This is a genomic window from Rhizobium sp. Root482 (assembly GCF_001426565.1).
GTDB lineage: Bacteria > Pseudomonadota > Alphaproteobacteria > Rhizobiales > Rhizobiaceae > Pararhizobium.
Genome location: NZ_LMFA01000026.1, coordinates 56,136 through 77,565, shown reverse-complemented (window position 1 = coordinate 77,565; position 21,430 = coordinate 56,136). Strand labels below are relative to the sequence as shown.

19 protein-coding genes are annotated in these 21,430 nt (G+C 61.6%); 13 read left to right on the top strand and 6 right to left on the bottom strand.

All coding sequences use genetic code 11. The features are described 5' to 3' along the window. Positions 1-33: 33 nt before the first annotated feature. The gene (ruvB, locus tag ASD31_RS23245; protein ID WP_056339700.1) at positions 34-1,074 is read left to right on the top strand and encodes a Holliday junction branch migration DNA helicase RuvB; all 1,041 of its coding nucleotides are present in this window, start codon (positions 34-36) and stop codon (positions 1,072-1,074) included. A 3-nt stretch (positions 1,075-1,077) separates the two neighbouring features. Here ruvB and ASD31_RS23240 read toward each other — a convergent pair whose 3' ends face one another. From ASD31_RS23240 to ASD31_RS23230, 3 genes are read right to left on the bottom strand one after another with little or no spacing between them, the layout of a single operon-like run. Further along, on the bottom strand, positions 1,078-1,977 hold the full coding sequence (locus ASD31_RS23240) for an NAD-dependent epimerase/dehydratase family protein (RefSeq protein WP_056339697.1): 900 nt from the start codon (positions 1,975-1,977) through the stop codon (positions 1,078-1,080). Further along, positions 1,974-2,846, bottom strand: coding sequence for a glycosyltransferase (locus tag ASD31_RS23235; RefSeq protein WP_056339694.1), 873 nt, complete (start codon positions 2,844-2,846; stop codon positions 1,974-1,976). The genes ASD31_RS23240 and ASD31_RS23235 overlap by 4 nt, the downstream gene beginning before the upstream one ends. Further along, positions 2,843-4,063 (bottom strand): NAD-dependent epimerase/dehydratase family protein, encoded by a 1,221-nt coding sequence (locus ASD31_RS23230; RefSeq protein ID WP_056339691.1) that lies wholly within the window; start codon positions 4,061-4,063, stop codon positions 2,843-2,845. The genes ASD31_RS23235 and ASD31_RS23230 overlap by 4 nt, the downstream gene beginning before the upstream one ends. 122 nt (positions 4,064-4,185) lie before the next feature. Between ASD31_RS23230 and ybgC the strand changes: the two genes are divergently transcribed. Continuing rightward, positions 4,186-4,629, top strand: a complete 444-nt coding sequence (gene ybgC / locus ASD31_RS23225; RefSeq protein WP_056340671.1) for a tol-pal system-associated acyl-CoA thioesterase — start codon at positions 4,186-4,188, stop codon at positions 4,627-4,629. A 2-nt stretch (positions 4,630-4,631) separates the two neighbouring features. On the opposite strand, the gene ligD is transcribed toward ybgC, so the two are convergent. The 3 genes from ligD to ASD31_RS23210 are packed head-to-tail and all read right to left on the bottom strand — an operon-like array spanning position 4,632 to position 8,405. Further along, complete coding sequence (gene ligD, locus ASD31_RS23220; RefSeq protein ID WP_056339688.1) at positions 4,632-7,253, bottom strand: DNA ligase D; 2,622 nt, start codon at positions 7,251-7,253, stop codon at positions 4,632-4,634. Positions 7,254-7,262: 9 nt separating this feature from the next. After that, positions 7,263-8,105, bottom strand: coding sequence for a Ku protein (locus ASD31_RS23215; protein WP_056339686.1), 843 nt, complete (start codon positions 8,103-8,105; stop codon positions 7,263-7,265). A gap of 27 nt (positions 8,106-8,132) precedes the next feature. Continuing rightward, a complete protein-coding gene (locus ASD31_RS23210) occupies positions 8,133-8,405 on the bottom strand; it encodes a hypothetical protein (RefSeq protein WP_056339682.1) in 273 nt (90 codons plus the stop codon). A 309-nt stretch (positions 8,406-8,714) separates the two neighbouring features. Between ASD31_RS23210 and tolQ the strand changes: the two genes are divergently transcribed. The 11 genes from tolQ (at position 8,715) to ASD31_RS23155 (ending at position 21,333) form a co-directional block, all read left to right on the top strand. Next, the gene (gene tolQ / locus ASD31_RS23205) at positions 8,715-9,431 is read left to right on the top strand and encodes a protein TolQ (protein ID WP_056339679.1); all 717 of its coding nucleotides are present in this window, start codon (positions 8,715-8,717) and stop codon (positions 9,429-9,431) included. A 27-nt stretch (positions 9,432-9,458) separates the two neighbouring features. Further along, complete coding sequence (gene tolR, locus ASD31_RS23200) at positions 9,459-9,911, top strand: protein TolR (RefSeq protein WP_056339676.1); 453 nt, start codon at positions 9,459-9,461, stop codon at positions 9,909-9,911. A gap of 10 nt (positions 9,912-9,921) precedes the next feature. Beyond that, positions 9,922-10,995: a hypothetical protein gene (locus tag ASD31_RS23195; protein ID WP_056339672.1), complete on the top strand. Its 1,074-nt coding sequence runs from the start codon at positions 9,922-9,924 to the stop codon at positions 10,993-10,995. Positions 10,996-11,033: 38 nt separating this feature from the next. Beyond that, entirely contained in the window at positions 11,034-12,338 is a 1,305-nt protein-coding gene (tolB, locus tag ASD31_RS23190; RefSeq protein ID WP_056339668.1) for a Tol-Pal system beta propeller repeat protein TolB, read from the top strand. Between the two features lie 176 nt (positions 12,339-12,514). Continuing rightward, positions 12,515-13,039 carry a peptidoglycan-associated lipoprotein Pal gene (gene pal, locus ASD31_RS23185; protein WP_056339665.1) on the top strand — a complete coding sequence of 175 codons (525 nt, stop codon included), beginning with the start codon at positions 12,515-12,517 and terminating at the stop codon, positions 13,037-13,039. Positions 13,040-13,222: 183 nt separating this feature from the next. Next, complete coding sequence (gene ybgF / locus ASD31_RS23180; RefSeq protein ID WP_056339662.1) at positions 13,223-14,248, top strand: tol-pal system protein YbgF; 1,026 nt, start codon at positions 13,223-13,225, stop codon at positions 14,246-14,248. Next, on the top strand, positions 14,238-15,578 hold the full coding sequence (tilS, locus tag ASD31_RS23175; protein ID WP_056339659.1) for a tRNA lysidine(34) synthetase TilS: 1,341 nt from the start codon (positions 14,238-14,240) through the stop codon (positions 15,576-15,578). Before ybgF ends, tilS begins: the two co-directional genes overlap by 11 nt. A gap of 116 nt (positions 15,579-15,694) precedes the next feature. Next, positions 15,695-17,635, top strand: a complete 1,941-nt coding sequence (gene ftsH / locus ASD31_RS23170) for an ATP-dependent zinc metalloprotease FtsH (protein ID WP_056339655.1) — start codon at positions 15,695-15,697, stop codon at positions 17,633-17,635. A 310-nt stretch (positions 17,636-17,945) separates the two neighbouring features. Beyond that, entirely contained in the window at positions 17,946-19,298 is a 1,353-nt protein-coding gene (gene glmM / locus ASD31_RS23165; RefSeq protein ID WP_056339652.1) for a phosphoglucosamine mutase, read from the top strand. 215 nt (positions 19,299-19,513) lie between these two features. Next, on the top strand, positions 19,514-20,335 hold the full coding sequence (locus tag ASD31_RS23160) for an outer membrane protein (protein ID WP_056339648.1): 822 nt from the start codon (positions 19,514-19,516) through the stop codon (positions 20,333-20,335). 191 nt (positions 20,336-20,526) lie between these two features. Next, positions 20,527-21,333 (top strand): outer membrane protein, encoded by an 807-nt coding sequence (locus ASD31_RS23155; protein WP_082520680.1) that lies wholly within the window; start codon positions 20,527-20,529, stop codon positions 21,331-21,333. The last annotated feature ends 97 nt before the right edge of the window (positions 21,334-21,430 follow it).

Here is a 21,430-nt window from a genome sequence, read left to right as displayed (position 1 = left end):
CTAATTGTGCCCGCAGCATGAGATTGAGTTTCGATGAGTGAAGAACATAGACTGATAACACCGGAAAAACGCGGCGAGGATCTCGATACGACCTTGCGTCCGCAGTCGCTGGACGAATTCACCGGCCAGGCCGAGGCGCGCGCCAATCTGAAAGTGTTCATCGAGGCGGCGAAAAACCGGGGCGAGGCGCTCGATCACGTGCTGTTCGTGGGGCCGCCCGGCCTTGGCAAGACGACGTTGGCGCAGATCATGGCCAAGGAACTGGGCGTCAATTTCCGTTCGACCTCGGGGCCGGTCATCGCAAAGGCGGGCGATCTTGCGGCGCTTCTCACCAATCTGGAAGATCGCGACGTCCTGTTCATCGACGAAATCCACCGGTTGAACCCGGCGGTCGAGGAAATCCTCTATCCGGCCATGGAGGATTTCCAGCTCGACCTGATCATCGGCGAAGGGCCGGCGGCGCGTTCCGTCAAGATCGATCTGTCGAAATTCACGCTGGTCGCCGCCACCACGCGGCTTGGTCTTCTGACCACGCCGCTGCGCGATCGCTTCGGCATTCCGGTGCGTCTCAGCTTCTATACGGTCGAGGAACTGGAACTGATCGTACGTCGCGGCGCGCGGCTGATGGGGCTGGGGATCACCGACGACGGCGCCCGCGAGATCGCCCGCCGCGCCCGCGGCACGCCGCGCATCGCCGGCCGGCTTTTGCGCCGGGTGCGCGATTTTGCCGAAGTCGCAAAGGCCGAGGCGGTCACCAGGCAGATCGCCGATGAGGCACTGACGCGGCTTCTGGTCGACAATATGGGGCTCGACCAGCTCGACAAGCGTTACCTCACCATGATCGCGCTCAATTTCGGCGGCGGACCGGTCGGCATCGAGACGATCGCCGCCGGCCTTTCCGAGCCGCGCGACGCGATCGAGGACATTATCGAGCCCTATATGATCCAGCAGGGTTTTATCCAGCGCACACCGCGCGGACGCGTGTTAACCGCCAATGCCTGGAAACATCTGGGACTTCAGGTGCCGAAGGATCTCGAGGCCTCTCAATTCCGTCTGTTCCAGGAGGATGACTGAGGTTTAGGCGGTGTCCTTGACCAGTTGGGTGATCGTCCGTCGCAACAGCTCTGCGCCGCCGGGCCGCCATCCGAGTGCCTGCATCTTTTTGCTGCTCATCCGGTTGTAGCCGGATTGGTCGAGGGTGTCCGGCAGCGGATGCGGACATCCCGTCTGTTGCTTGACGATCGCCAGGATTTCGTGGTGCCCGGTCAGGATGTCCGAGACATTGAATGTCTGGCCATTGATGAGCGCTGCGTCCGCCTCGAGCATTAGCCCCACCGCGCCAGCGACATCGTCACCATGCACTTCCGTTCCGATGCGCGGCAAAACCGGACTACCTGCCAGATAATCGGCAAACAGACCGGCCCATTTGTGCGTCCGGCCCGGTCCGGCAGGCCCGTAGATGCCGGTTGCCCTCAGGCTTGCCGTAACGAAATCCTGGCCGTTTGGCAGAGCCAGGCTGCGCTCGGCTTCAAGCTTCACCTCGCCGTAAAGCGTTTCGGGTTCGCACTGCATCTCTTCGGTGAGAATCGTGCCGGGCGGCTGGTGGCCGTAGCCGGCGCGGCTGGACAGGAAGATGCAGCGCCGCACGCCGGCCGCGCGGGCTGTCTCGAACAGCCGTATGCTGCCGTCCAGATTGGCGCGGCGGAACCCGTGCGGATCATTTCCCTCGCCGCCACGGTATTTGCCGGGAATATGATCGAAGGCGGCATGGACGAAGGCATGGATGCCATTGAAGGCCCCGGTCTGGTCGATATCCGGATCGAGCCATAGTGGAACATGGCGGACACTGGTTGAAAAGAAGCCGGGTTCGGGTGCGGCGCGGCTGCCGACCGTTATCTCGTCGCCTTTAGCAAGCAAGTGCTCGACGATGAAACGACCGGCATAGCCGGTGCCGCCGGAGACGAGGACGCGGCTCATAGGGGAGACGATGCCGGTGGATTCGGCAGATTGGCGATCTCCGGGATGTTTTCGCCGGTGAAGAAGGCGTGCCAGAGATCGTTCAAAGGCTGCAGTTGCGCGGTCTTCGGATGGTCCTTTTCCCAGGGTTTCTCATATTGATAGTGCAGCACGCCGATCGAGGCCCAGTTCCACAGCGCCGGCATGTTGAACCAGACATATTGCAGCATGTTCATCGTCACCGGCAGGCCGTGCCAGTCGGGGAAGAAGGTCTGCAGGAAAGTCTGGTCGGTGCGCGGCCAGAAGGCGTCGGGCTCATCCAGCCGCGCCAGCATCGCGTCGAATGTCTCAAGGGTCGGCCGGGCGACGAAGACACCGGAATTCAACCGGTGAAAATCGGCAAGGCTTTCATAGACATTGGGTGCGGCTGAAAATTCCGGATAGGCGAAATAGCGATCGATGTTCCTGAGAACCAGCGCATCGGCATCGATGAAGATGCAGCGCTCATAGTCGGTCAACTGCCAAAGCCGCAGCTTGCAGAAATTGTCGAGCGGCGAATGGAAGGCGGGTTTGCGTCCCTTCGTGAAGGGCGCGGCTCCATGAACGTTCGCGCGGCTGTGGCGGTTGTTGAAGCTCTCCGACAGCGGCAAGAGATCGCAGGCGACCAGCCGGCAGCCGAGTGCCGCAAGCGGTTCGAGTGCTGGGCTTTCAACGCCGCCCGTATGAAGCACCACAAGGTCAGCCGTGGTGTCGGTGCGCCTGAGAGACCGGGCGAGCGCTGTTGCGCCCATCGCATAATCGGCATTCGTCACCAGCGTGACGAATGCCTGATGCGATCCGGCGGTGCCGGAAAGCGCAATTCCTTCAACGCCCAAACCGGACTGCGTCATGATACGGATTTCAACCTTTTTCCTTCCGGATCATGGTTGATCTTGGCGGCGATGTCCTTTGTCCAGGCCGAGACGGCAGGAACGCGGCTACGATCGACGCGGTAGGCATATTTGCGGCCGACATCGACGATTTCGGCCAGCAGTCCGGTCTCAAGCGTCACTGGATCGAGGCCCAGCGCGCGGAATTTCTCGTTGCGTACGACGAGATCGTTTTCCGGCGCCTCCTTGCGTGGATTGGGTAGCCAGGCGATCTCGGCGCCCGTCAGGCCGGAAATCATCTCGGCAAGATCGCGAACGCGGTGCGTCTCGGTCATCTGGTTGAAGATTTCGACGCGCGCGCCGCGCTCGGGCGGGTTCTTCAGGGCCAGTTCAATGCAGCGCACGGAATCCTGGATATGGATGAAAGCGCGCGTCTGGCCGCCGGTGCCGTGCACGGTCAGCGGATAGCCGATCGCCGCCTGGATGAGGAAGCGGTTGAGCACGGTACCGTAGTCGCCGTCATAGTCGAAGCGGTTGATCAACTGCTCGTGGCGGCGGGTCTGCTCGGTATGGGTGCCCCAGACGATGCCCTGGTGGAGATCGGTGATCCGCAATCCGTCGTTCCGGGCATAGAACTGGAATAGCAACTGATCGAGGCATTTCGTCATATGGTAGATCGAGCCGGGATTGGCCGGGTAGAGGATGTCCTGACGTGCCGTCTCGCCGCTTTCCGTCTCGATGCCGACGGGCAGATAGCCTTCGGGAATGGCGGCGCCCACCGTCGAATAGCCGTAGACACCCATGGTGCCGAGATGAACGAGATGGGCATCGAGACCGATCTCGACCAGCGCGTTCAGAAGGTTATGCGTGGCGTTGACATTGTTGTTGACCGTATAGTTCTTGTGTCGGTCGCTCTTCATCGAATAGGGCGCGGCGCGCTGCTCGGCGAAGTGAATGACGGCGTCGGGGCGGTTCTCCCGCAGCCAGTTCTTCAAGAGCTCATAGTCGCGGGCAAGATCGATCAGGTGGAAATGGATGCGGCGGCCAGTTTCGGCGTGCCAGATGCGGGTGCGTTCCTGGATGCTGTCCATCGGCGTCAGCGACTGGACGCCGAGTTCGGTATCGATCCAGCGCCGGGACAGGTTATCGAGAATATGAATATCGTGACCGGCGTCGGACAGATGCAGGGCGGTCGGCCAGCCAACGAAACCATCGCCGCCAAGGACAGCAATTTTCATGCGGGATTCTCCTCTTTATCCGCGAAAGCATCGTCACGTGATAAGGCCAGACTATGACAGGACGACAATGCTTGCCAAATGGCGTTCGTTCCGTCACAGGAAAAGAAAACTCGAGGATGAATATGACGTTGATCGCGCTTTCCGGTGAGTTGACGGATGCCGGGCATCGGCTGGTGCAGAGGGTTTATTACGAGGATACGGATTTTTCCGGCGTCGTCTATCATGCCCGCTATCTGCATTTCATGGAGCGCGCCCGGACGGATTATCTTCGGCTGCTGGGCGTGGAACAGGCGACGCTGGCGATCGCTGGCGACAGCGAAGGCCTGGTCTTCGTCGTTCATCGCATGGAGATCGATTTCAAGGCCCCGGCGCGCATGGACGATGTCCTTACGGTCGTCACGACGACGGAGAAGGCGGGCGGGGCCAAGATGGTGCTGCTCCAGGAAATCCGTCGCGAGGGCACGCTGCTGATCGCCGCCAAGGTCATTATTGCCGTCATCAACGCGCAGGGGCGCCCCCGGCGGCTGCCGGAAGCGCTCGGCCAAAAATTCCGCGGAGAGGGCTGATCTCAGTCGTCGGCCCCGACCGATTTCAGCATCGGCTTGGTCAGGCTCTGCTTCCAGTCCTTCGCTTCTGCCCAGGGGTCGGCGCCGTTTTCCAGACGCTCCAGGATATCCGGAATATGGAAGCCGTTGGCGGCGTCCAAACCGTCAAGCTCGTCCCAGGCGACCGGCGTCGCGACAGGCCCTGAGGCGCGGGCGCGCACCGAATAGGGGGCGACGGCGGTGGAGCCGCGCTCATTGCGCAGCCAATCGATGAAGATGCGGCCCTTGCGCTTGGCCTTCGACATGGTGGCGACATAATTGTCGGGATCGTGCTCGGCGATCCTTGCCGAAAGCCCCTTGGCAAAGGCCTTTGCCTGCGGCCAGGGCGCCCGGCGCGACAGCGGCACGATCACATGGATGCCCTTGCCGCCCGAGACCATGGCGACGGATTTCAGTCCGATCGTTTCCAGTGCGCCGCGAAGGGCAATGGCGGCCTGCTTGACCGTCTCGAAGGTTACGCTCGGATCGGGGTCTAGGTCGAAGACGAGCCGGTCGGCGGCATCCAGCCTGTCGACGCTCGAACCCCAGATGTGAAACTCGATCGTTCCCATCTGCACCGCCGCGACCAGCCCTTTGGCATCCTTAACATAGAGATAGTTGGCGACGTCGCCATCGTTTTCCGTGATCGGTATCTGGTGGATTTCGTCGGGAAAGCCGTCGCTGGCATGTTTCTGGTAGAAGCATTGATGATCCGGCCCCTGCGGGCAGCGCAGGATGGAGGCGGGATGATCGGCGGCAAAGGGCAGCATGCGGTCGGCGATGACGCCGTAATAGCGAGCGAGGTCCATCTTGGTAATATCGGGCTCCGAAAATAGAAGCCGGTCGGCATGGGTGATGCGGATACCCAGAACATCGCCCTCGGCATCGGTTTCCTTGCGCGGACGGCGGCTCTTCGAGGCGGGCTTTTCAGCACTTCCCTCGGTGCTTTTTGCCACCGCTTCGGCGGGCGGCGGGGTCTTCTTGCTTTCCGGAACCACGGCGGATGCCTCCTTGTCCTCGCGCAGGCCCTCGAAGGCCCCATGGCGGATATGACCATCATCGGTGAATTCGGCAAAATCGACCTCGGCGACCAGTTTCGGCTCCAGCCACACGGCATGGCGGGCAAATTCCCTCGGGACCTTGTCGAAAGGTGAGGTTTCGCGTTTCAATTGGGAAAACCGCTTGCCAAGCTCCTCCATCATCTCCTCGTCGAAGCCGGTGCCGACGCGGCCCTGGTAGACGAGCTTGCCGTTTTCATAGGCGCCCATCAGAAGCGAGGCGAAGAGGCGGCCCCGTTTGTCGGAAGGGGAGTAACCGCCGATGACGAATTCCTGCCGCCTGGTGCACTTGATCTTCAGCCAGCTCCCGACGCGGCCTTTGCGATAGGGCGCGTCCGCCTGCTTGGCGATGATGCCTTCCTGTCCCGCCTTGCACATCGCCTGGAAAACCTTGTCGCCATTGCCTTGGACATGCTCGCTGTACTGGATCGATTGCGTGACACCCAAACTATCCAAAAGGGATTTCAGCATTTGCTTGCGTTCGATCAAAGGTTTCCCGCGCAGGTCCTTGCCGTCAAGGTGGAGGAGATCGAAGGCATAGAAGCGGGTTTCGCCGCCGCTTTTCAGGGCTTTCTGCAGGGCGGAGAATTTCGAGCCCTTCTGCGAGGGCGCGACGGCCTCGCCATCGATCAGGGCGCTGTCACAATCAAGGGCAGCAAGCCCTTTGGCGATGTCGGGGAATTTCTTCGTCCAGTCCAGACCGGTTCGGGTGAAGCAGGTCACGCCGGACTTGCCGATCGAGATCAGCAGCCGGTAGCCGTCGAATTTCGCTTCGTTGAGCCAGCCGTCGCCTTTGGGCGCGTCGGAAACGAGCGTGGCGAGTTGCGGCTCCTCAAAGGCCGGCGATTTGCCGGCGTGTTTTTTCGCCTTGGGAGCCGAGGCGGGCATCTGGTCGTCGACCGCACCGGCTTTCACATTGGCGGCGACACTCTTGTCCGAGTTCCAGATATGGGCCTTGGTCTCGCCCTTGCCGGCGGCGATGTCCTCCATCGGACGACCGGTCTTGATGCTGGTCAGGTTTTTCTCGATCAGGCTTTCGCCATCGGCGCCGGCTTCCTCATCGTCTTCCTTGATCAGCAGCCAGTTTTCGCGCTTCTCGCCATCGCGTGGTTTCATGCGCACCAGCGTCCAGCCGCCCTTGATGCGCTGGCCGTGGACATGGAATTTGAGCTTGCCTTCCTTCAGGCCTTCGTCGGGATCGTTGATCGGCTCCCACCAGCCGGTGTCCCAGAGCATTACCGTGCCGCCGCCATATTGCTTCTTCGGAATGGTCCCTTCGAAGTCGCCATAGGCGAGGGGGTGATCCTCGGTGCGCACCGCCAGGCGCTTGTCATCTGGGTTGATGCTCGGGCCACGCGTCACTGCCCAGCTTTTTAAGACACCCTTCCATTCCAGGCGAAAATCGTAATGCAGCCGCGTCGCGTCGTGCTTCTGGATGAGGAACAGGGCGCCTGCCTTGCCGGCTTTCCTCGCGCCCTTCGGCTCGGCCGTCAGCGTAAAGTCGCGCTTGCGGTTATATTCGGCGAGTGGATCGTGCTGCTGAACCATTGGTCGGCCTCAAGCGGATTTCTTCTTGGCTGTGGATTTCTTCGATGCAGAGGTCTTGGCGCTGCCGCCCTCGAGACTCTTCTTCAGGGCCGACATCAGATCGACGACATTGTCGCCGCGCTTGCTCTTGTCGTCTTCCTCCTCGACCTCGATCTTGGCCTTCTTGCCCTTCAGTTTTCTCTGGACCAGTGCCTTGAGAGCGGTGGAATAATTGTCCTTGAAGCTGGTGGCATCGAAAGGTGCCGTCTTCTTGTCGATCAGCGCCGTCGCCACATCCAGCAAGTCCTTGTCGGAAGTCTTGCCGGAGAGGCCGGAGAACATCGGATCCGCCTTGCGCAGTTCGTCGGCATAATGAAGCGTTTCGAGCAGGAGCCCGTCGCCGCAGGGCTTGATGGCGGCGATATATTCGCGTCCACGCAGGGTCAATTGACCGAGCCCCACCTTGGAGGATTTGCGAAGCGCGTCACGCACCACACGATAGGCTTCCTCGGCAAGGTCGTCGGCGGGCACAAGATAATAGGGCTTGTCGAAATAGATCGGTGAAATCTCGGTTGCATCGACGAACTGCACGAGTTCCAGCGTCTTCTTCGTTTCCAGCTTGACGGCGTCTATTTCCGCCGGCTCGAGCAGGACATATTTGCCGTCCTCATATTCATAGCCCTTGACGATCTCGTCCATCTCGACAGGCCCGACGCCCTCCACGACCTTGTCGTAATGGACCGGCTTGCCGGAGGGCTCGTGGATCTGGCGAAAGGAAAAGCGCGCGCCGGTCTTGGTGGCGCTGAAGACCTCGACGGGAATGGAAACCAGGGAAAGGCGAAGCTGCCCCTTCCATAATGCACGCGATACCATGTCTCCACCTTCTGTTGCGTTCGTTCGTCAGTGCCTGGGAGTTCCGCCATTCGTATCGCGGGCAAGGAGCCGTTCCAGCGCCGCGACATCCTCGCTGGTGATGGCGGGAACCGGGTCGGAGGCCATTGCCTGCAGGACCTGCGGCGAGAGTGCCTCGTTCTCGATCGCCCATTCCAGCGCCTCGCGGGTCTCACGCTCGGCCCGCAACTGCGCATAGAGCGCCAGTATCAGGCGGTCGCGGTGGTCGAGATGCCGTCCGGCGGCACGCTTGGAGGGTGTTTTTCGCGCGATGATGCTCATGGGCTTATAACGCGGGGAAAGGCCGAAGGTTCCTGAGCAAGGCTTGTCGGTTCGCTGTGTCCGGGTGCGGAAAGGTAACACTCCCTTAACCATAATGATGTCTTAATGGGTGTATTAGGGTTTTGTGCAATGCACGTCATCCTTTCACCAAGATTGGCCGCAAGAAGGCACACAGGAAGCTTAAAGGATCGGCATCAGGCCGGTCAGTGGCAGCTGCCGGGGCAATCTTGCAACAATGGCGTTTGAGCTACCCGGCCGTGAGCATGAGACTGCTCTTGCCGGGCGTTTGGATTCGGGGATTTAGGAACGATGGAACAGGTTGGTTTGGCCGCAACCGCGGACGTGACGCTCTGGTCGCTATTCATGGAAGCCGGCTTCGTGGTGAAGCTGGTGATGCTGGGGCTGATCGCGGCCTCGGTCTGGACCTGGGCGATCGTCGTCGACAAGACGTTGAAATTCGGTAAGGCGCGCCGGCAACTGGATGCCTTCGAACAGGTGTTCTGGTCCGGCCAGTCGCTGGAAGAACTCTACCGGACACTGTCCGACCGGGCGACGTCGGGCATGGGCGCGATCTTCGTGTCGGCGATGCGCGAATGGAAGAAGAGCTTCGAGCGCGGCGCCCGTTCGCCGATCGGCCTGCAGATGCGGATCGACCGGGCGATGGACGTGACGCTGTCTCGCGAGGCAGAAGCGCTCGAGGCGCGGCTGGGTTCGCTGGCCACCATCGGCTCGGCCGGTCCCTTTGTCGGCCTGTTCGGAACGGTTGTCGGCATCATGACCTCGTTCCAGGCGATCGCGGGATCGAAATCGACCAATCTTGCGGTTGTGGCCCCTGGTATCGCCGAGGCGCTGCTGGCCACAGCCATCGGCCTTCTCGCCGCCATTCCCGCGGTCATCGCCTATAACAAATTCTCCGCCGATGCCGGCAAGCTGACGGCCCGCATGGAGGGGTTCGCCGACGAATTCTCGGCCATTCTCTCGCGCCAGATCGACGAGAAGCTGCAGCCGCGCCAGGCCGCGCAGTAAACCGCCAGCAGAGACGGAGTAGACGCTATGGGTATGGCAGTAGGCGGATCGAAGAGTTCGGGTGGCGGGCGCCGTCGTCGTGGACGCGGCAAGGCCATCATGAGCGAAATCAACGTCACGCCGTTCGTCGACGTGATGCTGGTGCTCCTGATCATCTTCATGGTCGCCGCGCCGATGATGACCGTGGGCGTGCCGATCGACCTGCCGGAAACGCAGGCCAAGGCACTCAATTCCGAAACCCAGCCGATCACCATCTCCGTCAAGAACAGCGGCGAGGTCTTCCTGCAGGAAACGGCGATCCCGGTCGAGGAGGTTGCGGCCAAGCTGGAGGCGATTGCCACCACCGGCTATAGCGAACGCATTTTCGTGCGCGGCGATGCCATTGCTCCCTACGGCGTCATTGCCGATGTGATGGCCCGTATCCAGGAAGCCGGCTTCAAGAATATCGGCCTCGTGACCCAACCCAAAAAGGGCCAGTAGAGCGCAGACGATGAAGACCAGTCTCATCACATCCGCGGTCCTGCATGCCCTGGTGCTCACCTGGGCGCTGGTTTCGCTCGGCAGCCCGGAAGACTTCGAAGTCTCCAGTCTCGAGTCGATGCCGGTCGATATCGTTCCGATCGACGAGTTCACCCAGATCCAGCAAGGCGACAAGCAGGCACCGAAGGCCGAGAAATCCTCGCCCGTGCCGACCAAGAAGCCGACCGAAGTGGCCGACGCCCAGAATATCGGCGACAACGATGTCGACCTGAAAACCTTGCCGAAGCCGGAAGCAAAACCGATCGAGAAGGAATCGACCGGCGCCATCAAGGCCGAGGAAAAGCCCGTTCCGACGCCGGAGCCCGTGGAAGAGGATGCCCCGGAAGTGACCGAGGAAAAGCCGGCTTCCGAGCCGGCGACCGAAGTCGCCTCCCTGCCCGAGCCGAAGGAAGAGGTGAAGCCCGATCCGAAGCCGGAGGAGCAGCCCGCCGAGGAACAGCCTGCCGAGAACCCGGAAGCCGAAGCGCTGCCCGACAGGATCCCGACGCCGGTGATGAAGCCGAAGGTCGAGCAGCAGGCGCAGACCGCCAAGACCCCGGATCGCAAGAACGAAGAGAACAAGAAGGAAAAGAAGAAGTCGTCGACCGCCAAGGAGAGCGATTTCAATGCCGACGAGGTGGCGGCCCTTCTCAACAAGCAGGATTCGTCCGGCGGCGGCGCCAAGCGGGCAAAGGATCCGACGGCCTTCGGCGGCAAGAAGACAACGGTCGGCAATACCCTGTCGCAGAGCGAGATGGATGCCCTGCGCGGCCAGATCCAGAACAACTGGTCTATCATCCCCGGCATGGCGGATGCGAGCGAAGTCCGCATCAGGGTAACGATGCAGCTCGACCGCGACGGCAATCTCGTCGGTTCGCCGGAGGTCGAGGCGACGGGCGGATCGGAAGCCGCGCGCCGGGCGCTGGCCAGCGGCGCATCGCGCGCCATCCGCAAATCCGTGCCCTTCAAGGGGCTTCCCGCCGAGAAATACGATTCCTGGAGCGAAGTGGTCGTCAATTTCGACCCGAGTTCGATGCTCTTTTAAGCAACAAAACGAATGAACGGCTGAAAGGCTTTGGTATCATGCTGAAACGCAACCCCTTCCGTTTTCTCCTCGCGCTTGCCGCAATGGTCACGCTTTTGACCGCGCCGGCCCATGCGCTGGTGGAAATCAACATCAACAAGGGCAATGTCGAGCCCCTGCCGATCGCCGTTACCGACTTCCTGCAGGGCGAACTGGGGCAGAAGATCTCCGACGTGGTGGCGGCTGACCTGAAGCGTTCCGGCCTGTTTGCGCCGATCGACAAGGGTGCCTTCATCGAGAAGATCACCAATCCCGATGCGGCACCGCGCTTCGAGGATTGGAAGGTGATCAACGCCCAGGCACTGGTCACGGGCCGCGTCACCCAGGAGGCCGACGGTCGCCTGAAGGCGGAATTCCGCCTGTGGGACAGCTTTGCCGGGCAGCAGATGACCGGCCAGCAATTCTTCACCCAACCGGAAAACTGGCGCCGTGTCGCCCATATCATCGCCGATGCGATCTATGAACGGATCACCGGCGAAAAGGGCTATTTCGATACCCGCATCGTCTATGTCGCCGAAAGCGGCCCGAAGACGGCGCGCAAGCGGCAGTTGGCGATCATGGACCAGGACGGCGCCAACGCCCGGGCGATCACCAATTCCAACGATATCGTGCTGACGCCGCGCTTCTCGCCGAACAAGCAGGAAATCACCTATATGTCGTTCGAAGGCAATGAGCCGCGCGTCTTCCTGCTGCAGCTCGAAACCGGGCAGCGCGAAGTCGTCGGCAATTTTCCGGGCATGACCTTTGCGCCGCGCTTCTCTCCGGACGGCCAGCGGGTGATCATGAGCCTGCAACAGGACGGCAATGCCAATATCTATACGATGGACCTGCGCTCGCGCACGACGACCCGCCTGACCTCGACGGCTGCCATCGATACTTCGCCCTCCTATTCGCCCGACGGTAGCCAGGTCGTGTTCGAAAGCGACCGCGGCGGCAGGCAGCAGCTTTATGTCATGAGCGCCTCCGGTGCCGGGCAGACCCGCATCTCCTTCGGCGACGGTTCCTATTCGACGCCGGTCTGGTCGCCGCGCGGCGATCTCATCGCCTTCACCAAGCAATCGGGCGGCAAGTTCTCGATCGGCGTGATGAAGCCGGACGGTTCGGGAGAGCGCATCCTGACGACGGGGTTCCACAATGAGGGCCCGACCTGGGCGCCGAACGGCCGCGTCCTGATGTTCTTCCGCCAGAATGCCGGCGCAGGCGGCCCGCAGCTCTATTCGATCGACCTTACGGGCTATAACGAACAACTGGTCCCGACCCAGGGCTTCGCTTCCGATCCGGCTTGGTCGCCACTGCTCGAATAGCATTGCGCGATGCGGACAGGAATGTGGCAAGCCTGCCGCTTTCCTGCCGCAAAGTGCTGATTAGCAAGCCTTACGCGCTGATTTGACGAAGCGTTAACCATAGTCGTTGAAAGTGGATTAACCGCTTCCGGTTACAGTCTGGCAACCCTGACTTACACATCCAAGGAGACCGGCCCATGAGCCGCATTCACGCCCAGGCCGAAGGCCGCATGCAGACCATCGCCCGCAACCCCGTGATGGTTGCCCTGTTCCTGACGCTCGCCATCGCCGGCTGCGCGTCCAAGAAGAACCTGCCCAACAGCGCCGGCGAGCTCGGTCTGAATGCCGCGACCCCGGGCTCGACCCAGGACTTCACGGTCAATGTCGGCGACCGCATCTTCTTCGACACGGATTCCACCTCGATCCGCGCCGATGCGCAGGCAACGCTCGACCGCCAGGCCCAGTGGTTGGCGAAGTACCCGAACTACGCGATCACTGTCGAAGGCCATGCCGACGAGCGCGGCACCCGAGAATATAACCTGGCGCTCGGTGCACGCCGTGCCGCATCAACCCGCGATTACCTCGCTTCGCGGGGCATTCCCGCTGCCAAGATCAAGACGATCTCCTATGGCAAGGAAAAGCCGGTCGCCGTCTGCGACGATATTTCCTGCTGGTCGCAGAACCGCCGTGCCGTCACCGTTCTCGGCGGCGCCGGCATGTAAGCGTCGGACCGGCCGAACGCGTCACGAAAAGGCGGCCGGTCGGGTCGCCTTTTCTTTTTTGTCACACTTTGACCGAACTCCGTTGCTTTTTGGCGGCAATTGGAAAAACTGTGCGGCGATCGCCCGAAGGCGGATTTGAGACCGGCTTCGGGGGAGCGTGGAATCTACAACAGGACACATGACATGAAACATTTTGTCGTGGCGGGAATGATCGGTCTGACCGCCTTTACGGGGCTGGCGCAGACGGCAACCGCCATGCCGCTCTCCGCATGGTTTAACCGCGCAGTCCAAGGCGAGACGCAATCGCCTGACAGGGCGCCGCTGCTGAAGGTCCAGTCGAACGACGTCGGACGGATCGGCCAGCTCGAGGAACAGATCCGCTCGCTCAACGGGCGTATCGAGGAAATGAGTTTCCAGCTCCTGCAGATGCAGGAACAGATCCGCAAATTCCAGGAGGACAACGAGTTCCGCTTCCAAGACCTGGAAAGCGGCAAATCGGGCTCCACCAAGAAGAGCCAGCTGGAAACACCACGGACGAACGATCAGGCCGCCGGCACCGCGCCGGCGACGAACGATCAGGCGATCGCAACCGATCCCAACGCAGGTTTGGGATCGGATACCGCTGCAAGCGGCACCACGGGTGCCCCGCCGACGACGCTCGGGCAGATCATCTTCGACGATGCCGGCAATCCGGTCGCGGCCAATACTGATCGCGCCAACAATGATGCGGCCAACAATGATGCGGCAAGCCTCGACACCACGCTTCCCGGCGTCGACCCCGGCCTCAACGCCACGCCCGACAGCCAGCAGCAGACCGCCGCCCTCGACAATCCCGGCGATCTCTACCAGTCGGCCTATGGCCATGTGCTGACCGGCGACTACGGGCTGGCCGAAAACGAATTCCGCGACTATCTGGAAGCCTTCCCGGAGGGCGAGAAGGCGGCGGATGCGAGCTTCTGGATGGGTGAGGCGCAATATTCCCAAGGCAAGTTCAACGAATCCGCCAAGACCTTCCTCAATGCCCACCAGGCCTACGGCAAGTCTCTCAAGGCGCCGGAAATGCTGCTGAAGCTCGGCATGTCGCTTGCGGCTCTCGACAACAAGGACACGGCCTGTGCCACGCTGCGCGAGGTCAGCAAGCGATATCCCAAGGCCTCACCGGCTGTGAAAGCCAAGGTCACGAGCGAGCAGGGCCGTCTTGCCTGCTGAGGCGGACCGCGTAGCGCCGCACGCCGCCGTCGATACGGCAAAGCAATTTCTCTCCACCTTCAAGATTACCGGCAGGCTCCTCGTCGCCATTTCCGGCGGCAGCGATTCCAAGGGACTGATGCTTGCCTTTAACGATGCGATGACGAAGGGCGGTTTTTCCGGCTTTTCGCTTGCCGCCTGCACCGTCGATCATGGGTTGAGAGCGCAGGCCGCCGATGAGGCGCGCAGTGTCGCTGCCCTCTGCGCCGAGCGCGGCATCCCGCATGTCACCTGCGCCTGGCGGGGTGAAAAGCCGAAAACGGGCATCCAGGCCGCGGCCCGCGTCGCGCGCTACCGGCTCCTGGCCGATGCCGCGCAGGAGATGGGCGCGACCTGCATCCTTGCCGGACATACCGCCGATGATCAGGCTGAGACCATTGCCATGAGACAAAGCCGCTCGCTGCCCGACGCGCCTGGCCTTGCCGGAATGGCCGCAGGGGTGCTTGTCGATCGCCGCGTCTGGGTACTGCGGCCGTTTCTTGGTCTCCAACGCTCCACGATCCGCGACTATCTCGCGTCGATCGGGGAGGGGTGGATCGACGATCCGAGTAATACCGATAGCGGTTTCGAGCGGGTCAGGATCCGTCAGTCTCTGGGCGGCGATGCCGGTCTGACGCTGTCGCAACAGGCGGCCGCAAAGGCGCGTCGGCATTCGAGCGAGCGTATGGCGGCGCTGCTGGCGGAGAATGCCGCTCTTTTTTCCGGGCTCGCCGCGCGGGTCACGCCGGAACTGGCGGCGCAGACGGCTGATCCGGACACCCGGCGCGCTCTTCTTTGCCTCGCAGCCGTCATCGGCGGACGTGAAAACCTGCCCGGCCGGGAAACCGCTTCGCGGCTTGCCACTTTTCTGGCCTCGGGCGCCTGTGACCGCATGACGGCAGCGCGCGTCGTGTTCGATCACCGCCGGAACGGGCTTTATCTCTATCGCGAGGCGAGGGGGCTGCCGGAGATTGCCGTCGAGCCCGGACAGCGGGCGATCTGGGATGGACGGTTCAACCTTGTCAATTCCGGGCCGGAGCCGGTCATCGTGCGGCCGGCAGGCGAGGCGCGGAATATGGATGCGGGACTGATTGCCGCAGGCCTGCCCGAGGCGGTCGCCAAACGGGCGCTGAAATCCGCACCGGGCATCTTCCCAGCGAGTTCCGGGCCGGTGCCGCCGGATGTTCGTCTGGAGCCACATATAGGCCTCTACGACACCTTTTTGCCGTGTTTCGACCGGATGATAGCCGATCGTATCGCCGCGCTCTTCGGTCGGGATCGGTATCTTGCTCCTCCGGTTCACGATGTTTGACGGAAATGGCGGGGCAGACTTGACTTCACCTTGGCAAGCCGGTCACGCAACCCTATGTTATGCACAAGAATGCAGCCACAAATCATTGCGGGTTGCGACAGGTTCCGGGGAGTTCGATGAACCCTAATTTCAGAAATTTTGCCCTCTGGGCAATCATTGCCTTGCTGCTGATCGCGCTGTTCAGCATGTTCCAGCAGCCGACCGAGCGTACCGGATCGAAGGAAGTGCCCTTTTCCCAGTTCCTGAAGGAGGTTGATGGCAGCCGTGTCAAGGAAGTGGTGATCACCGGCAACAAGGTGGTCGGCTCCTATGCCGAAAGCGGCGCGACCTTCCAGACCTATGCGCCCGCAATCGATACGACGCTCACCGAGCGGCTGGAAGCCAAGAATGTAACCGTGACGGTTCGCCCCGAAACCGATGGTTCCTCCGGCTTCCTGAGCTTCGTCGGCACGCTTCTGCCTATGCTGCTCATCCTCGGCGTCTGGCTGTTCTTCATGCGGCAGATGCAGGGCGGTTCCCGCGGTGCCATGGGTTTTGGCAAGTCCAAGGCCAAGCTCCTGACGGAAGCGCATGGCCGCGTCACCTTCGACGACGTCGCGGGCGTCGATGAGGCAAAGCAGGATCTGGAAGAAATCGTCGAATTCCTGCGCGACCCGCAGAAATTCCAGCGGCTCGGTGGCCGTATTCCCCGCGGCGTCCTTCTGGTCGGCCCTCCGGGTACGGGCAAGACCCTGCTTGCCCGCTCCGTTGCCGGCGAAGCCAATGTGCCGTTCTTCACGATTTCCGGTTCGGATTTCGTGGAAATGTTCGTCGGCGTCGGCGCGTCGCGCGTCCGCGATATGTTCGAGCAGGCCAAGAAGAATGCGCCCTGCATCATCTTCATCGATGAAATCGATGCTGTCGGCCGCCATCGCGGCGCCGGCCTTGGCGGCGGCAATGACGAGCGCGAACAGACGCTCAACCAGTTGCTTGTGGAAATGGACGGTTTCGAGGCCAATGAGGGCGTCATCCTGATTGCCGCAACCAACCGTCCCGACGTTCTCGACCCGGCGCTTTTGCGTCCGGGCCGTTTCGACCGCCAGGTCGTCGTGCCGAACCCGGATATCAACGGCCGCGAACGCATCCTCAAGGTCCATATTCGCAATGTGCCGCTGGCACCGAATGTCGATCTGAAGGTGCTGGCGCGCGGTACACCCGGCTTCTCGGGCGCCGATCTGATGAACCTCGTCAATGAGGCTGCCCTGATGGCGGCAAGGCGCAACAAGCGCGTCGTCACCATGCAGGAATTCGAAGACGCCAAGGACAAGATCATGATGGGCGCGGAACGCCGCTCCTCCGCCATGACCGAGGCCGAAAAGAAACTGACCGCCTATCACGAAGCCGGTCACGCCATCACCGCGCTCAAGGTTCCCGTCGCCGATCCGCTGCACAAGGCGACGATCATTCCGCGCGGACGCGCACTCGGCATGGTCATGCAGTTGCCGGAGGGCGACCGTTATTCCATGAGCTACAAGTGGATGGTGTCGCGCCTCGTCATCATGATGGGCGGCCGCGTTGCCGAGGAAATCACCTTCGGCAAGGAAAACATCACCTCCGGCGCATCGTCCGATATCGAACAGGCCACCAAGCTTGCGCGCGCGATGGTGACGCAGTGGGGGTTCTCCGACGTGCTGGGCCATGTCGCCTACGGTGAAAACCAGCAGGAAGTGTTCCTTGGCCATTCGGTTTCGCAGTCCAAGAATGTCTCGGAATCGACGGCGCAAAAAATCGACACCGAGGTGCGTCGTTTGATCGACGAAGCCTACGTCGAGGCAACCCGCATCATCACCGAGATGCACTCCGAATTCGTCGCCATTGCCGAAGGCCTGCTCGAATACGAGACGCTGACGGGCGACGAGATCAAGGCCCTGATCCGCGGCGAAAAGCCAGCGCGCGATCTTGGCGACGACACGCCGCATCGCGGGTCCGCCGTTCCGTCTGCCGGCACCAAGAAGGACGGCTCGGTCGGTAACAAGGGCGAGGAGCCCGAGGGCGGTTTCGAACCGCAGCCGCAATAGGCTTGTGCGACCGTCGAAATTGATAAAAAACCGCTGCGCTGAAAGGCGCGGCGGTTTTTCCGTCTTGGCCTCCGGTCTTTCCTGTCTGTTAGAGCTTGTAACGTATTGTAACGAATTCTGATGAAGCAACGGGATGCCGTTCGGTCGATTTTGTGGCAAGACAGCGGGAATGCGCAATTTCCACGCGATCGCGACAGGCTGGCTTGATGCTGGCCGTCAACCGGTCGGGCCGGCACGCTCCCCGCAGCAGACGCCTCTGCCAAGCGCCGCGCAAGGCCGCGCCTGATTTTTGATAGGATCTGGAGTTTTTATGAAGCGAAAATATTTCGGCACGGATGGCATCCGCGGTCAATCGAACCTGTTTCCGATGACGCCGGACCTTGCGATGCGCGTCGGCATCGCGGTCGGCACGATCTTTCGCAATGGTGCCCATCGTCACCGGGTGGTGATCGGCAAGGATACCCGGCTCTCGGGCTATATGCTTGAAAACGCGCTGGTGGCCGGCTTCACGGCTGCGGGCCTCGACGTGTTCCTGCTCGGCCCGATCCCGACGCCGGGCGTTGCCATGCTGACAAGATCCCTGCGCGCCGATATCGGCGTGATGATCTCCGCCTCCCACAATCCCTTCGAGGACAACGGCATCAAGCTGTTCGGCCCGGACGGCTACAAGCTTTCCGACGAGATGGAAGGCCAGATCGAGGACCTGCTCGACAAGGACATGACGGCGCAACTGGCCAAGTCCCAGGAAATCGGTCGGGCCAAGCGAGTTGAGGGCGATATCTATCGCTACATCGAACATGCCAAGCGCACGCTGCCGCGCGACGTGACGCTGCAGGGGCTGAGGGTGGCGATCGACTGCGCCAATGGCGCCGCCTACAAGGTCGCGCCGCTCGCGCTCTGGGAACTGGGTGCCGATGTGGTGACGATCGGCAACGAGCCGAACGGCCTGAACATCAACCTGGAATGCGGTTCCACCCATCCGGCGGCGCTGTCACGCAAAGTGCATGAGGTGCGCGCCGATATCGGCATCGCGCTCGACGGCGACGCCGACCGGGTTCTGATCGTCGATGAGAACGGGACCGTCATCGACGGCGACCAGCTGATGGCGGTGATTGCCAATAGCTGGGCAAGCGACGGACTGCTCAAGGGCAACGGCGTCGTCGCGACCGTCATGTCCAATCTCGGCCTTGAGCGCTATCTCAACCGGCAGGGACTTGATCTGCACCGCACCAAGGTGGGCGACCGCTATGTGGTCGAGCATATGCGCCAGCACGGCTTCAATGTCGGCGGCGAACAATCCGGCCATATCGTGCTGTCTGATTTCGGCACCACGGGCGACGGCCTCGTTGCCGCATTGCAGGTGCTTGCCTGCGTCAAGCGGCAGGACAAGACGGTCAGCGAGGTTTGCCACAGTTTCGAGCCGGTGCCGCAGGTTCTCAAGAATGTCCGGGTCTCGGCCGGCATGCCGCTCGAAAATGCCGCGGTACGCCAGGCGATCGCCGATGCGGAGGCCGAGCTCGCAGGGAATGGCCGTCTGCTCATCCGCCCCTCCGGCACGGAACCGCTAATCCGCGTAATGGCCGAAGGCGACGATCACGCGCAGGTCGAGCGTATCGTCGATGAGCTGGTGAGCGTGATCGGCGCCGTGCGCAACGTCGCCTGATCTTGGCTGAGATGAAGGGAAAAGGCTGGGCGTTGCCCGGCCTTTTTATCGACCGGTGACTGACGCCCACGGTTTCGCAGCCCAACAGTACTTAACGGTTACGGTAAATTTTTGTAGTTAATTGGACCTTAACCTTTCTTCTTCATGATCCTTCCTGACACTATTGGAGGCCGGTCTGACGGCTGACCAAGCAACAAATGTATTGGAGTGAGGCCATGAAGACTATTTTGATTGGCGTTGTTGCAGCTATGCTGGGCGGCACCGCGACCTTCGCTGCGGATTTCTACGAACCGCCCATGGAACAGCCGATTTCCGAGCCTGTGCAGATCGCCGAGGCCAGCGGCTGGTATCTGCGCGGCGATGTCGGCTATGCCTTCACCAATCTTCGCGGCGCCCATTTCTACCAGGGACCGGGCCGTTTCGAGCGCGACTTCGACGACGCCGATCTCGACGACACCTACTCGATCGGTGTCGGCGTCGGCTACCAGATCAACAATTACCTGCGCACCGATGTGACGCTCGACTATCTCGGCAAGGCCGATTTCGAGGGATCGACCACCGGTGGCTGTGGCGTTGCCGTCGCCTGCACCTCGCGTGACGTCTCGGCGCTTGCGGCCTGGAGCCTGATGGCCAATGCCTATGTCGATATCGGCACTTATGGCTCGTTCACACCCTATGTCGGCGCTGGCATCGGTGGCACGCAGGTTCGTTGGGACAAGCTGCGTAATACGAGCTGCGAAACCGGCAATCCGGCGAACTGCGACCCGTCGTTCGATCATGACGGCTACAGCAAATGGCGCTTCACCTACGGTCTGATGGCCGGTACCGCGATCGACCTCACCTGCAATCTCAAGGCCGATGTCGGCTATCGCTTCCGCCATGTTCTGGGCGGCGACATGTTCGGCTTCAACGCCGGCAGCGGTCCGGGTTCGGATGAAGGCATCTATGTACACGAGGCCCGCGCCGGCCTGCGCTATTCGTTCGGCGGCTGCCCTGTTGCCTATGAGCCCCCGGCCGAGCCGATCATCTACAAGTAAGCCAGCTCATATTCATGGTCTTCAAAAGGTCGTCCGTTTTCACGGGCGGCCTTTTCGCATGTCCGTCATCACCATCGTTGACAGGCATGGTTAACCATCGATTAACCGCCGGCTGCAATAGTTAACGCATGTAAACGCCGTGGTGGGAGGGTGATTCCCGCCGTCCGGTGACCTTTCCCAGGGATGCGATGATGAACTGGCGCCATATTTCCGTGAATCTGCTCATGCTTTCACTGTCGTTCAGTGGCAGCCAGGCAATGGCGGACGACACCCTGCTCGACGCGCCGGAAGTGACGATTTCGGCTGCTGAAACCGCTGCGCAACGCTTCTACCTGCGCGGCGATCTCGGTTATTCCGGCTGGGCGGATGAGGGCAATCCTTCCTTCGACGTCTTCAACCCGGCCACCGGCACCACTAACGGCCATGCTTTCGATGCAACGCGGTTCGGCAACCCGTTGTCAGGATCATTGGGGGTCGGCTACCAGATCAGCGACATGGTACGCACCGACGTGACGGTCGATTACTTCGAAGGCCGGTTCGATGCGGACAGTTTTACCGCCGAACCCTGTGCCGGCGCCTTGCCGCCGACCGGTTGCCGATATGAGACGACCGCTCGGTTTTCCGCTCTCGGGATCATGGCCAACGGCTATGTCGATCTCGGCACGCTTGCCGGCTTTACGCCCTATCTCGGCGCCGGCCTCGGCGTCACCCATCTGCGCTGGAACGATATTTCGCAAGCGGAATGCGCCGCGCTCCCGGCCGGCTGCGTCGGGGCCGAGAGCAGGACATCGCCTGGTGGGGAGAGCAGCTGGCGGTTTACCTATGCATTGATGGCCGGCGCCTCCTATGACCTGACGGACCGCCTGAAGTTCGATGTCGGCTACCGCTACTCGCAGATCGGCAAGGGTGATATGTTCGGCGGTTCCACGTTCCAGGCAAAAGACGACGGCCTCTCCCGCCACGAAATCCGTGCCGGCCTGAGGCTGTCGCTCTGGTAGCCGGCACGACCTGAGCGCGGCAGCGGCAAAAATCTTTCCGAAAGCGACAAAGCCTGTTGACTTCCTTCACGGCCCGCCATATCCACGGCGGCAGGCC

Coding starts and splice junctions, on each gene's coding strand:
- pal (WP_056339665.1), top strand. CDS start 12,515: ATGAGCCGCATTCACGCCCAGGCCGAAGGCCGCATGCAGACCATCGCC.
- ASD31_RS23160 (WP_056339648.1), top strand. CDS start 19,514: ATGAAGACTATTTTGATTGGCGTTGTTGCAGCTATGCTGGGCGGCACC.
- tolB (WP_056339668.1), top strand. CDS start 11,034: ATGCTGAAACGCAACCCCTTCCGTTTTCTCCTCGCGCTTGCCGCAATG.
- ASD31_RS23215 (WP_056339686.1), bottom strand. CDS start 8,105: ATGGTATCGCGTGCATTATGGAAGGGGCAGCTTCGCCTTTCCCTGGTT.
- ligD (WP_056339688.1), bottom strand. CDS start 7,253: ATGGTTCAGCAGCACGATCCACTCGCCGAATATAACCGCAAGCGCGAC.
- ASD31_RS23210 (WP_056339682.1), bottom strand. CDS start 8,405: ATGAGCATCATCGCGCGAAAAACACCCTCCAAGCGTGCCGCCGGACGG.
- ybgC (WP_056340671.1), top strand. CDS start 4,186: ATGACGTTGATCGCGCTTTCCGGTGAGTTGACGGATGCCGGGCATCGG.
- tolR (WP_056339676.1), top strand. CDS start 9,459: ATGGGTATGGCAGTAGGCGGATCGAAGAGTTCGGGTGGCGGGCGCCGT.
- ASD31_RS23230 (WP_056339691.1), bottom strand. CDS start 4,063: ATGAAAATTGCTGTCCTTGGCGGCGATGGTTTCGTTGGCTGGCCGACC.
- ASD31_RS23240 (WP_056339697.1), bottom strand. CDS start 1,977: ATGAGCCGCGTCCTCGTCTCCGGCGGCACCGGCTATGCCGGTCGTTTC.
- tolQ (WP_056339679.1), top strand. CDS start 8,715: ATGGAACAGGTTGGTTTGGCCGCAACCGCGGACGTGACGCTCTGGTCG.
- ybgF (WP_056339662.1), top strand. CDS start 13,223: ATGAAACATTTTGTCGTGGCGGGAATGATCGGTCTGACCGCCTTTACG.
- ruvB (WP_056339700.1), top strand. CDS start 34: ATGAGTGAAGAACATAGACTGATAACACCGGAAAAACGCGGCGAGGAT.
- ASD31_RS23155 (WP_082520680.1), top strand. CDS start 20,527: ATGAACTGGCGCCATATTTCCGTGAATCTGCTCATGCTTTCACTGTCG.
- ASD31_RS23235 (WP_056339694.1), bottom strand. CDS start 2,846: ATGACGCAGTCCGGTTTGGGCGTTGAAGGAATTGCGCTTTCCGGCACC.
- glmM (WP_056339652.1), top strand. CDS start 17,946: ATGAAGCGAAAATATTTCGGCACGGATGGCATCCGCGGTCAATCGAAC.
- ftsH (WP_056339655.1), top strand. CDS start 15,695: ATGAACCCTAATTTCAGAAATTTTGCCCTCTGGGCAATCATTGCCTTG.
- ASD31_RS23195 (WP_056339672.1), top strand. CDS start 9,922: ATGAAGACCAGTCTCATCACATCCGCGGTCCTGCATGCCCTGGTGCTC.